This window comes from Streptomyces olivaceoviridis, from assembly GCF_014650115.1.
Taxonomy (GTDB): domain Bacteria; phylum Actinomycetota; class Actinomycetes; order Streptomycetales; family Streptomycetaceae; genus Streptomyces; species Streptomyces olivaceoviridis.
The window spans coordinates 1-767 of sequence record NZ_BMUI01000116.1; the positions used below are offsets into that span (position 1 = coordinate 1).

The 767-nt window shown below is 67.1% G+C and carries 1 protein-coding gene; it reads right to left on the reverse strand.

Annotation, left to right across the window (positions count from 1 at the left end; translation table 11 throughout):
- On the reverse strand, positions 1-688 hold a 688-nt coding region (locus IE273_RS43150; protein ID WP_444545944.1), incomplete at its 3' end, for a sodium:solute symporter family transporter.
- Positions 689-767 lie beyond the last annotated feature (79 nt).

Genomic DNA, 767 nt, shown 5'->3' on the forward strand with positions numbered 1-767 from the left:
CCTTGGCGAAGATGTCGTCGAACCCGCCCAGCTTGATCGGGATGTAGATGATCGCGACCGCGATGACGATGTAGATCAGCGCGTCCTTGACGAACGCGATCAGCGCGGGGGCGCGCAGGCCGGAGGAGTAGGTGTAGGCCGCCAGCACACCGAAGGCGATGAGCAGCGGCAGGTCCTTCACGAACCAGTTGGTGTTCTCGCCGCCGCCGACGCCCATCACGTCCAGCACGGCCTGGATGCCGACGAGCTGGAGCGCGATGTACGGCATCGTCGCCAGGATGCCGGTCACCGCCACCGCCAGCGACAGGCCCTTCGAGCCGAACCGGCCGCGCACGAAGTCCGAGGTGGTCACGTAGCCGTGCTTGTGCGAGACCGACCACAGACGGGGCAGGAACGTGAAGATCAGCGGGTACACCAGGATCGTGTACGGCACCGCGAAGAACCCGGCCGCGCCCGCCGCGTAGATCGCCGCGGGGACGGCGACGAAGGTGTACGCCGTGTACAGGTCACCGCCCAGCAGGAACCAGGTGATCCAGGTGCCGAAGGACCGGCCGCCCAGACCCCACTCGTCCAGCGAGTGCTCGTTCTCGGCCCTGCGCCAGCGCGCGGCCATGAACCCAATGACCGTGACGGCCAGGAAGAAGAAGACGAAGACGCCGAGCGCGACGCCGTTCACACCGTCCTTCACCTCACCGCACCCCCCTTCACGCCCTTACGGGAGCGCTGGTCGTGCTGCCACAGCTTGTACGCCAGCATGGTGAGCGCGG